Consider the following 11,853-nt stretch of genomic DNA (forward strand, 5'->3'; position numbering starts at 1 on the left):
AGCCATATGATGCAGCAACACATTTTAGTCGTTGAGGACGAACCCAAGCTCGCGGCGCTGTTGCGAGATTACCTACAGGCAAGTGACTTTCAAGTGACGATCGCCGATCGTGGCGATCGCGGGCTGGAGTTATGGCAGCAGTTGCAGCCGGATCTATTGTTGCTCGACCTGATGTTGCCGGGTATTGATGGTCTTGAGGTCTGTAAAGAGGTTAGAAAGACAGCCAATACGCCGATCATTATGGTCACCGCCAGGGTGGAGGAGATCGATCGCCTGCTGGGCCTCGAATTGGGTGCCGACGATTACATCTGTAAGCCGTATAGCCCGAGAGAGGTAGTGGCACGGGTAAAGGCGGTATTGCGTCGAGGGGGAGCTGAAGAGCCCTCCCCATCGTCACTATTGAGCCTCGATGAGCTGAGTTACAGTGCGCTGCTGCAGGGCGTGAAGCTGGAGTTGACGGCGGTTGAGTTTCAGTTGCTGAAGCATCTCGCAGATAACCCGGGAAGGATCTATTCGAGAAACCAGCTGATGACCGGCATTTATACTGATAATCGAGTGGTCTCCGATCGCACTATCGACAGTCACATTAAGAAGCTACGTAAGAAAATTGCCGAGGTTTATGCTGACGGTGAGCTGATACACTCAGTCTACGGTGTGGGCTATAAGTATGAGGCGGAGTAAAAAGTGCACACTTTCACGATTGCTGCATAATGTTTGCAAGATTACTCGGGATACTCTACTCATCCACTAATTGATGAGGTCTCACAATGAAGAAAACACTCACAGCACTATTGATGACGGCCGTTGTTGCCACCCCTATTTTCGCCGTAGCCGGCACCTCGGCCGATGGCGCCAAACATCACGGCTTGATGCACAAGCTTGAATTGAACGAGCAGCAAAAAAAGCAGATGAAAGAGGTGATGAAGGACAACCGTGAGTCCAAGCAGCGCTATATGAAGCTACAGCAGCAAGAGACAGTGAAGAAGTTGCAGGGCTTCTTATCGCCTGAGCAGGTCGCGCAGGTTGAGCAGAGGATGGAACAGCGTCGTCAGCACCATCAGAAGCAGGAAAAAAGCCAGCATCATCGTGGCGAGCGCTTCAAAGCACTCAACCTAACCGCGGAGCAACAGGTGCAGGTGAAGAAGCTGATGAAAGAGAACCGCGCGGAGCGACAGCAGGCGATGAAGCTACAGCGTGCTGAGCATGAGGCGAAGTTTGCTAAATTGCTCACCGCGGAGCAGATGGAAACATTCAAAGCACAAGAGACAAAACGTGCACAACACCGCCACGATAAGGCAGCGAAACACGGTAGCTAATTACTCGCCAGAGAGATAAAGCAGCCCCGTTAATCATTTGGTTAACGGGGTTTTGTCGTTTAGGGAGGGCTTTATCCGTCTACATCGCCTCTTTTGGCGACTACGCTCGGTCGTACGCTGGGTACACTGAGTGTTCATTTATTTATGCGTCCGTCGCCCCCTTCTCGGCCGCTACTCAGTGTTGGATGAAATACCATGCGTGTCTACGGCAGTTTGATTGATGATCTACGAGCAGTGCCTGAAACAATCGCAGACCTTGAGAGCTGTGGCTATACAGGCGCCTTTAGTGCTGAGATTAATAATGACCCGTTCTTGCCGCTGCTGTTAGCGGCTGAACATAGTCAGACGATAGAGTTGATGACTTCGATTGCGGTTGCCTTTGCCCGCAACCCGATGAGTGTTGCCAATATTGCTCACGACCTTAATCAATATAGTAACGGACGCTTTGTGCTGGGACTTGGCTCGCAGATTAAACCGCATATCACCCGACGTATGAGTATGCCGTGGAGTAAACCAGCCGCAAGGATGCGGGAGTTCATCGAGGCTATGCGGGCTATTTGGGCTTGTTGGTACGAAGGTGAGCCGCTCAATTACAACGGTGAGTTTTACCAACACACGCTGATGACACCGATGTTCACCGCCGAGGATAAGCAACAACTCGGTGCTCCACTGGTGAAGCTGGCCGGCGTCGGCCCACTGATGACGCAGGTGGCCGGTGAGGTGGCAGACGGCCTGATCGCTCATGGTTTCACTACAGCTGAGTACCTGCGGCAAGTGACATTACCCAATGTTGAAAAAGGTTTGGCGACTAGACAGCGTCAGCGTGACGGCTTCGATATTTGTTGTCCGGTTATGGTTGCTAGCGGTGATACGGAGCAGGCGTTCGAGCAAGCGGTATTACGTGTGCGTAGCCAAATTGCCTTTTACTGCTCCACACCCGCCTACCGTGGGGTATTAGAGGTACATGATTGGGGAGAGATGCAGCCGCACTTTACTCGCCTCTCTAAGCAGGGTGACTGGGTCGCGATGACAGAGATGATCGATGATGAAATGTTGAACACTTTCGCGGTGATCTGTGAGCGACCTGATGATATTGCGGCAGAGTTGCAGCGCCGTTACGGCGGGCTGATTGATAGTTGGATGTGCACCTATCAGGGGACAAACGCGCAGCAACAGCGAGCTATGATTGATGCGCTAGAGAGTTAGTTTAGCTCCTTTTGTATTGATAAATATAGAAAATTACAACTTATAAACAGTTTTTAAGTATAGCTAATAACAACAAATTATGAGGATAAACCGTCATGACCGTGCAACAGATGATCAATCCAAGTGCCGCCGAGATGGCGAAAGTTGTCGAGCAACAGCGTCTCGCCTACGTTCGAGAAGGCAAGGTCGCTGCCGAAGTGCGGATGGAGCGCCTAGATCGATTGATTACGTTGGTTCATGATCACAAGGATGAGTTTGCGCTGGCAATGAGTGCTGACTTTGGTCATCGTTCGACGCACCAATCGTTAATGGCCGATATTTACTCGACGTTGGAGACGTTGAAACATACTAAAAAGCAGATTGCCAAGTGGATGAAGCCGGAGAAGCGTAAGGCACCGTTTCCGATGGGCTTGTTCGGTGCCAAGGCACGTATTGAATACCAACCCAAGGGCGTCGTTGGCGTGCTGGGCACTTGGAACTTCCCGATCAGTACGGTGATCGGGCCGCTGTGCGGAATCTTGGCGGCGGGGAATCGCGCGGTGATTAAGTATTCAGAAGTAACACCGGCCTCTGCAGAGCTGATGGATCAGTTGTTTAAGCGTTATTTTAAGCGTGATGAAGTGGCGGGCTTTCTCGGTGGCGCGGAGATTGGTGCAGCCTTCAGCGCCCTGCCCCTCGATCACCTCATTTTTACTGGTGCCACTGGTATCGGTCGACACGTGTTGCGTGCAGCGGCGGAGAACCTCACGCCAGTGACGCTGGAGTTGGGTGGAAAGTCGCCGGTGATTATCTCCAGTGCGGCGGATATCGAAGAGTCTGCTAAGCGTATCATGACCGGCAAGGCACTGAATGTAGGTCAAGTTTGTCTCTCGCCGGATTATGTCTTGGTACCTGAAGATTTAAAGGAACGGTTCATCGATGCGCTTGTTGAGCAGGTGAAGACGATGTTCCCTAGTATGTTAAACAACCCCGATTATACCTCGGTGATCAATCCGCGACACCAGCAGAGGCTGCTGTCCTACCTAGAGGATGCGAGGGTCAAAGGGGGCGATGTACGTGAGATTAATCCTGCTAATGAAGATTTTAGTCAGCAGAAAGGCGTACAGAAGATACCGATGACACTGGTGGTAGACCCTAGTGATGAGATGTTGGTGATGCAGGAGGAGATGTTTGGGCCGCTGCTGTGCATCAAAAGTTATCAACAGATAGAGCAAGCGATCAGTTATATTAATAGCCGCCCTCGCCCATTGGCGCTGTATTATTTTGGGGATAAGAATGGCCAGGAGGTGCGAAAGGTATTGGATAGCACTTGCTCTGGGGGCGTCACCATCAACGACGTATTAGTCCATGTTAGTTGTGAGGACCTACCGTTTGGCGGTATTGGTCCTAGTGGCATGGGTAGCTACCATGGTATTGAGGGGTTTAAGACCTTCTCCCATGCTCGCTCGGTCTATACCCAGACCAAGATTAACCTACAGGCTCTCGGCGGCATGATTCCGCCCTATGGCGATAAGTGTGACAAGACCCTTAAGGGGATGATTAAGAAGTAGCGGCTGTTGATAACTGCGGTATAACGTAATGCACCGTCTGCATGGTGTTGCTATTCCAACTTTAACAGAGGTCAGTGGTCGCCGAGGGTAAGCTTATGTCATCGATGACAGAACAATTTACAGCACCGTTAAACGAGGCGTATGGCGAGGGCGTCTATCGTCGTCGAATTCGTCTGATAGCTAATGAAGGCACAGTCGTTGCCGAGCTAGAGGATATTGCCCACGGCTTTAGGGTACGACTTGAGCATGATGGTGAAAGGGTGACACGGTTGCTTCCCGAGGTGATACGAGCGCCCTTTAGCACCTGTACTGGGGCAGTGGAGCCGCTACAGTCGCTGTTGGGGGTGTCGATAGGCAGTCGGGCAGTAGAGGTCGTTAAGCAGAGCGATATTGCCAGTCAATGCACCCACCTATTCGACTTGGCGACGCTGGCTATCGTACATTGTCGACGGGGGGGGGAACGTCTCTGGGATTTAACCGTGGCAGACCAGCCACAGCCGGGTGAGCCAGTGCTTGCCACCGCCCATCTCGATGGAGAACTGCTGCTGTCGTGGCGGGTGGCAGATTGGACAGTAAAGGCGCCGGCACTGCTGAATGGTAATACACTGTTTAAAGGCTTTAGTGCATGGGCTGATGAAGCTTATAGTGGCGATGCGGCGGAGGCGGCATTTGCATTGCAGAAAGCCTACTTTGTCGCTCAGGCACGACGCTTTGAGGTCGATAACATGGCCGGTCGAGCGGCGATTGAAGACGGGGCGATGCAGGGGGTCTGTTACACTTACTCACAGCCAGTGATTGAACAGGCGGTGCGCCTTCCCGGTGGCACCAGAGATTTTACCGATAACCCCGAGCAGCTGCTTAGCTTCCTTTAGCGGGAATATTAGGCGTTGTTAATCACCATGATGGCTCCGCGTGCCGCTGGTGGCCCGGCGAGTTCGATGAGCTCTATTTGGGCGCAGTGTTGCTCGGCACAGTATTCCGCCAATTCCACGAAGGGCTCGCGCTCCGGGTCGGCATAGACTATCTGTTCGACATCGGCGGCGATGGCCCGATCGATTAATTGTTGGTGTATGTCGCTTAGCTCGTCCCAGAAACAGACGTCGGCGGCGATGATAATGTCGAAACTTCCCAGCACTTTTTGCTCGAGTTGCTCGAAGCGACTTTGCTGGCAATCGATCTTGGCGTCGTTGACCGTCGCATGCAGCTGCAGATAGGGAAAAACGTTGGCATCGGCATCGACGGCAGTGACGACACAGCCATAATACTTACTGAGATAGATACCTGCGAGGCCCCAGCCACAGCCCAGCTCTAACACCTTGCTGCCGGTTTGTGGTGGGTTTTTTCTGAAATGATCAATCAACAGAAAGCAGGCGTCCCAGACTTTGTCGCCATGGATCGAGGTCGGGTGCTGTTGTTTCAGTTGCTCGATCGCAGGGTGCTGTGGGGAAAGTAGCTCTAAGTCATAGACTTTTTCGCTGATAGTGCTGGCGGTATGAGAATCTTGAGGCATGTTGAACCCGAGTAATTTGTCTTGTTGAGTAGGGTAATAACTTTACTTAGTCGAATGAGGACTTTCTATCCAAATAGCAGTGTGTCTATGCTTGTCGATACGAGTAGCTTAGCTATTGGTGACAGTGACTAGCTTAGCTTTTTCTTGTTCGCTAAATACGCTGTCTGGAATGGTTTGCTCGGCTTGTTTTGCCTGCCAGACGAGATCACTGATACCGTCGGAGGGGGCAAATGCGGCAGGAGTGTCTAACAGTAGTTGACGAATCTTCACGTGGTCGAAGTTGTGGCAGGCGTGATCGAGTTGGTCTATCAGGGCGGTATAATCATCGTGGGCTAAAAAGCTCTCGGAGGCAGTCATGATACGCTCGTGAGCCGTTTCACTAACATTATCGCCGATCAGTAGCTCCTCGTAGAGTTTTTCGCCTGGGCGCAGGCCGGTGAATTGAATCTCAATATCGCCCTTAGGGTTCTCTTCTGATTTCACCTCAAGGCCCGAGAGCCGAATAAGGTCTTTTGCCAAGTCGGTAATCTTCACTGGATCACCCATATCGAGTACAAAGACATCGCCGCCCTTGCCCAGTGCGCCAGCTTGAATTACCAGTTGGGCGGCCTCGGGTATCGTCATGAAATAACGAATGATATCTGGGTGCGTGACGGTAATGGGGCCACCGTCGGCAACCTGCTTTGTAAACAGCGGAATGACAGAGCCTGAGGAGCCGAGTACATTGCCAAAACGCACCATGCAAAAGCGGGTGCTATGCTCTTGGCTGGCAAGAGCCTGCAGGCCGAGCTCGGCAACGCGCTTACTGGCTCCCATGACATTGGTGGGACGAACGGCCTTATCGGTTGAGATCAGCACGAAGGACTCGACTCCTGCATTTATGGCCGCCTTAGCTGTGAAATAGGTACCAAAGATATTGTTGCGAAGGCCTTCTACAACGTTATATTCAACGAGGGGGACGTGCTTGTAAGCGGCTGCATGATAGACCGTTTGAACGCCAAATGAGCGCATGGCAGCGAAGACCCTATTCTGTTTTTGTACAGAGCCGAGCAAGGGGATTATTTCGATATCAATTGCCTCAGCTTGGGCAATGGCGCTTAATTCTTTATCAATCTTATACAGGGCGAACTCTGTCAGTTCGAATAAGATAAGTTTACGAGCGCCCTGGCGAATGATCTGCCTAGTGAGCTCTGAGCCGATGGAGCCGCCGGCTCCGGTCACCATGACGACCTTGCCTTTAATGTTGGCTTCTAATAACGATTGTTGAGGCTCTACCGAGTCCCGCCCAAGCAGATCTTCGATGGGGACATCACGCAGCTCGTCTATCTTTGCTTTGCCACTGACAATGTCGTTCATGCTGGGGACGGTTAATACTTCGACAGGCAGATGTACGAGACTGTCGATAATCGCCTTGCGTTCAGTACGGGTAATTCGGGGAACGGCGAGCAGTATTTTGTGTGCGCCTTTGCGTTTAATAATACTTTCGAGGGCAGATGTTTTGTAAACCCTAATACCTTGGATAACAGTGCCTTCTAACGTTTTGTCATGGTCGATAAAGGCTTTTACTTGATACCGCTCTGCATGACGCAGTGCCATAGAAAGCAGTCTACCTGAACTTCCTGCACCGTAGATAACCACCGGCTCGCTGCCTTTCTCAAGGCTCTGTGCGATTAATACACCAATAATGAGGCGATAACCGCCGCAGAGCAGGCTAAGAAAGGCGAAATAGATGATTGGTACTGTGCGCGGAATATGTATATTGAAGAAGAAGGATAAAAAGGTCAGCGTTAGCATGGAAATAAGGGCGCCAACGATAACAACAAGTAAGGCGTGAAAGGTCAGATAGCGAAGGACTGCTTGATAGAGACCAAATTTGACGAAAGCTAGTAGTGTGATGAGTATCGTGCCTGAGACTACATACCAGTTTACTGTAGAGTGTAGTACCTCTAAATTGCCAAGCCGTGACCAATAAGCGCCCCAAAAAGCAATGCTAATGAAAAGACAATCGGCCCCTACACTGATAAGGCGTTTGTACGGCCGAGGCATAGACAATATACGGTAAAGAATGATTATGGTTACCTATATAAATTCAGTGAGCATAAATTAAAACAGAGGTTAAAACTATGTTACTTGGCAACTAAATCCTCGTATCTTATAGCTCGATTCGCAACTACTAGTTTATAAATTACTACCTAGTTAGACTACCAGTTGGAATAAGTTTGTTCACTTTGAAGCTGTTGTAAAGCTAAAGGCCAATACCTACATGATACATGTAGGTATGGGATAATTACTTCAAGTATGCAAGTTTAAACTGCGACTAAAGTATCTCGAGGCTGTTTTTTAACCCTCGTCGAAGTAAAGCTGAGACCTAGCAACATTAAGGTATTGAAAATAAAATATTTACCTTGCATTAAGATAAACTAGTGCTTAAAGCTATTTAGCTGTACATCGCTTGGCTGTATTCGTGAGGTGTTGCTATTAGGGTGAAGGTTAAATTGTCGAGTCTGCTTGAATAATTATTTCCCTTGAGCAAATGAACAACACGAGATTAACAAATGGTAGTGTGTCGTGCAGGCTTATTACGTTATGGTACGGGCGGTTAATTATTGATCATGTTGACGGCTTGCAGCCGCTGCTGATCTTTGGCTCGATACTTTCAGTCTTGTACTGAAGCGAAGGTTTTAATGAGGGTAGGTCGTATATATGCAGTGGGTTAAACGTTTTTGGTGTCGTACAGTAATAGTGTTGTCGTTGTGCGGTGCCGCAGCAGGCTTGATGCTGAGCATGAATTCTGCGCAGGCCGAGGTGCAGACCTTTCATACTCTCGATGAATACCTCGCCATCTTGAAAAGCCACGATTATAAGTTGGGACAGTGGCGTGAGGGTGACAATGCAATTGCGCGCATTTATCTGGAGGCGGTACCGACGTTGTGGGCCGGTGGTATTAGCCAGGGGGTGACCGTTGCGGAGAAGAAGACAATCTTTTTCACCAGCCAGCTGCCCTTATTGCTGAAGGCTAATGAGACTATCATGATCGATCGTACCCGCCTGCTGGATGTGCGCCGCGACCTTGCTGCAGGCAAATCGCTGAGCCATTCGGAACAGCAGTTTGTTGGTCAGGTCAGCAAAGTATACAAGATGCCCATCGAGCAGCCGACGCTGGCTAAGATTGACCAACTACTGCAGCGCGTGGATATCGTCCCGGCCTCCATGGCGCTGAGTCAGGCAGCCATTGAGAGTAATTGGGCTACCTCACGTTTCGCTACCGAGGGCAACGCACTGTTCGGCCAGTGGACCTGGGACAAAAAAGCGGCGATCAAGCCAAAACAGCAACGTAAAAGTTTGGGGAATTACGGTATCGCAGCCTTCGATACACCGCTACAGTCGGTGTTGGGCTACTACAAAAACCTCAATACTCATTCTGCCTATCAAAAGTTTCGCGATAAGCGGGCGCAGCTGCGTCGGCAGGGCAAGCCGTTGACGGGGTTGGAGCTGGTACAGACACTCGATCATTACTCTGAACGTGGTCAGGCTTATGTCAATGAGCTGAGTGGCATGATCCGCAGCAATAAGCTGCAGCAGACCGATCAGTCTTACCTGCGCGATATGGAACCTGTTTATCTTACTCCAGAGGCTCCGACAGGCAGTTAATGGTGTGAGCTTTCCGGCTAGTTGTTGAGTTTGATATTAAACGAGGTGACCTCGGCCGGTTTGCCAAACAATTCGGATTGGATATTGAGGTCGATCGCCTCCATGTTGGGGTAGAGCGCGAACAGCTCATCCATGGCATGACGAATGATCGTCAGGGCGATGCGCCGCCCTGGACACATATGCTCCCCATAACTGAAACTGACGTTCTTCTCCTGCCGCTTGGCGCGCCGCTCACTCAGCTGTTGACGGCTGAGCCCGGCTGGGATCTTGGTGCGTGCGGGGTTTATTTTCAACGGCTCGGCAAAGGCGTTTTCATCGAGATTGGCGGAGATAAAACTCATATAGATGAGGCTGTTGGGTTCTATTTGGTGGCCCATCAGTGGTCCGCCCTGTTTGGAGAAGCGCGGTAGCATGCCGCCCAGTTGTTTTTGTGCGACACGGATATACTCGGCGATGGCCTCACGCTTCTCTTCATCGCTCCTCTCCGATGCGAGGAAGTAACTCTTGATCTCTTCTGCGTCGTTGTGCTCGTCACCGCTGAGCACGAGGTTGAGGCACAGTGCTAGGAAGTTGCCGGTGGCGCCGAGCCCGGCCTGAAATAGCCCATTGACCAACTCGATGTAGTTGACCATTAACTCCTTTTCGCTGTCGAGTCGCAGCTTTTTGGCGAAGTCATAGAAGAGGCAGTTATCGCGTTTGCTGCTGTCCTCATCTTCAACAAAGGCGCGCAGTTGCGGCAGGATGAAGGACGAGAGTTTGTCGTGGGCAGCCAGAGCACTGATTTTTACTTCTTCAGGGGCGATCAGGTTAATTAACTGAATAGCCTCGCCGGCCCACTCTGTGGCGTCTTTTTTCTCCGTGTCATTAGCAAACTCTAAGCCTAAAATATGTGCTGTAACGAGAAAGGTCAGCGGCATGGTGAAGTCTTTACTGAGGTCGACGATACCATTGTTGGCCTTGGCTTTAGCCTCTAAGGCAGGGACTAGGTCGGCAATCGTTTGACGAATATAGCCGATGTGTTGATCGACGCCGCCGCCGTTGAAATGATTGCGGATATCCTTGCGCAACTCGAGGTGCATACCGCTGTTATTACCGAGGTTACGGGAAAAAATCTCACCAATCTTCTGATCGGTTTCGCTGGCCTTCTCCATCGTCTCGAAGAAGTCGGCAAAATGCACCATGTGGCCGGCTTCGTTCTTTAATACCTCGTTAACTCCAGGGTGGTCGCTGACGACATACATGTTGAGCTCCCCGGGAACATCCAGCTTGATTAGCTCGCCACTGACGCGACACTCGTTACAGTAATTCTCGTAACTGGTTTGAAAATCAATAAAGTCCACATGTTTGATGCCCATGACGCGTCCCAGCCTTCACTTAATTATTAAAAGTAGAATGGAAGTCTACCTATTTATAGTGAGTAGTTGTAGAGACAACGGACGCCAAAGGGTGAGATTTGTATCGAAAAGCGGTGTATTGAGCAGCGATGTGGTTCATCGCTGCTGCATTATCAATAGGATTACTAGCCTTAAGGGTCTTCAGCGCGATGCTTTCTATAGGCAATGAGGGCGATCAACAACAGTACGGCCAATAACCAGTAGAGCCATCGCCATCGTTCGCCCTGTGTTTGTTCGGGAACAGCTTTGGCTGCGTCTAATAATGGTTTCCAGAGTTGCGAAAATTGTAGCTCTAGGCTGGCAAGCTGGGCGTCATTGAGGGCAAGCTGGTGGCGTTGCAGGCCATAGCTCAGGCTGTTGTAGATAAGTTGGCTGCCCCCTTGCGGATCATCGAGGACCAGCAGTCGCGCAGGGAACACATCGACGGCGAGGCTGGCTTGCTGCTGGATCAGAGGAGCGCTGAGCATCGGTGCGGCGATTAATAACAGCTCGGTTTCGGGAAGGAGGCCCTGGCTGCTGCCGTGTTGCAGGTCTGCATAGTTGATGCTGGCGGCGAGCTGCAGTTGAGTACTTTGTTCGATGTGCTTCGTCAGCGCTTGTTGGATGGCCGCGACGGGGAGTGGGCTGTGCCGGGTGATTAACCCTTCTCTTGGTTGTACTTTGCTGTTGCCACCCCCCTCTGCTGCGAGCTGATTGATCGACTGCCATGCCGCTAGCCGACGGAGTGACAGGTCGTGGCGCTTTAGCAGGTAGTCGGCACTGTTGGTGATCATGCTAACACTACCATCCTCAGCCTCCATGAAGGCGATGGCTTGCAGCGCGTCGAGGGCGGCGAGGGGCTGTTGTTGAAGGGTGTTGAGGGCGAGCTCGCGGGGAAGATAGAAGACGACGTTACTGGTGCCGAGATCGAGACCGGCGTATTGGGCGGCACTGCGGTGATCGTAGTTGCTGATCTCGAGGAGCTCAGGGTGTTGTTTGAGGTGTTGTCGAAAACTCTCGCTCATGCGCTGTGCTGAGCTGTGTACAGGCTGTTGAATAATCCCGTAGTCGGCGCCGGTAGCGCAGACAATGCTGGAGAACAGCGTAATACAGAGGCCGAGATAGCGTGGCAGAGCTTTCATGATGACATCCCATTCAGGTGTAGGCTGATGCACGGCAGGAGCACCGTTGGCCCCCCGTTGCTCAAGTATAGCGAAAGGCTATAAACCTATAACAGGGAGAAATCA

Annotated in this window: 10 protein-coding genes; 6 read left to right on the top strand and 4 right to left on the bottom strand. The window is 51.1% G+C overall.

Annotated features, from left to right (window positions below):
- The first annotated feature begins 9 nt into the window (after positions 1 to 9).
- The 5 genes from EDC56_RS16170 (at position 10) to EDC56_RS16190 (ending at position 4,944) form a co-directional block, all read left to right on the top strand.
- A complete protein-coding gene (locus EDC56_RS16170; protein WP_123713683.1) occupies positions 10 to 681 on the top strand; it encodes a response regulator in 672 nt (223 codons plus the stop codon).
- 86 nt (positions 682 to 767) lie between these two features.
- Positions 768 to 1,316, top strand: a complete 549-nt coding sequence (locus tag EDC56_RS16175; protein ID WP_123713613.1) for a hypothetical protein — start codon at positions 768 to 770, stop codon at positions 1,314 to 1,316.
- Between the two features lie 195 nt (positions 1,317 to 1,511).
- The gene (locus EDC56_RS16180; protein WP_123713614.1) at positions 1,512 to 2,522 is read left to right on the top strand and encodes a TIGR03617 family F420-dependent LLM class oxidoreductase; all 1,011 of its coding nucleotides are present in this window, start codon (positions 1,512 to 1,514) and stop codon (positions 2,520 to 2,522) included.
- 95 nt (positions 2,523 to 2,617) lie between these two features.
- The gene (locus tag EDC56_RS16185; protein ID WP_123713615.1) at positions 2,618 to 4,072 is read left to right on the top strand and encodes a coniferyl aldehyde dehydrogenase; all 1,455 of its coding nucleotides are present in this window, start codon (positions 2,618 to 2,620) and stop codon (positions 4,070 to 4,072) included.
- A gap of 95 nt (positions 4,073 to 4,167) precedes the next feature.
- A complete protein-coding gene (locus EDC56_RS16190; RefSeq protein WP_148059440.1) occupies positions 4,168 to 4,944 on the top strand; it encodes a DUF2889 domain-containing protein in 777 nt (258 codons plus the stop codon).
- A gap of 8 nt (positions 4,945 to 4,952) precedes the next feature.
- Here EDC56_RS16190 and EDC56_RS16195 read toward each other — a convergent pair whose 3' ends face one another.
- Positions 4,953 to 5,582, bottom strand: coding sequence for a class I SAM-dependent methyltransferase (locus EDC56_RS16195; protein ID WP_123713617.1), 630 nt, complete (start codon positions 5,580 to 5,582; stop codon positions 4,953 to 4,955).
- Between the two features lie 108 nt (positions 5,583 to 5,690).
- Positions 5,691 to 7,628, bottom strand: coding sequence for a polysaccharide biosynthesis protein (locus EDC56_RS16200; protein WP_123713618.1), 1,938 nt, complete (start codon positions 7,626 to 7,628; stop codon positions 5,691 to 5,693).
- A 657-nt stretch (positions 7,629 to 8,285) separates the two neighbouring features.
- Here EDC56_RS16200 and EDC56_RS16205 point away from each other — a divergent pair.
- Positions 8,286 to 9,233, top strand: coding sequence for a glucosaminidase domain-containing protein (locus EDC56_RS16205; protein ID WP_123713619.1), 948 nt, complete (start codon positions 8,286 to 8,288; stop codon positions 9,231 to 9,233).
- Between the two features lie 17 nt (positions 9,234 to 9,250).
- Here the strand turns inward: EDC56_RS16205 and EDC56_RS16210 are convergent, their stop codons facing one another.
- Together EDC56_RS16210 and EDC56_RS16215 are read right to left on the bottom strand one after the other, a co-directional pair.
- On the bottom strand, positions 9,251 to 10,588 hold the full coding sequence (locus tag EDC56_RS16210; RefSeq protein WP_123713620.1) for a cytochrome P450: 1,338 nt from the start codon (positions 10,586 to 10,588) through the stop codon (positions 9,251 to 9,253).
- A 170-nt stretch (positions 10,589 to 10,758) separates the two neighbouring features.
- On the bottom strand, positions 10,759 to 11,748 hold the full coding sequence (locus tag EDC56_RS16215; RefSeq protein ID WP_123713621.1) for a hypothetical protein: 990 nt from the start codon (positions 11,746 to 11,748) through the stop codon (positions 10,759 to 10,761).
- Positions 11,749 to 11,853: the final 105 nt, after the last annotated feature.

Source organism: Sinobacterium caligoides (genome assembly GCF_003752585.1).
In the GTDB taxonomy this organism is placed as follows: domain Bacteria; phylum Pseudomonadota; class Gammaproteobacteria; order Pseudomonadales; family Sinobacteriaceae; genus Sinobacterium; species Sinobacterium caligoides.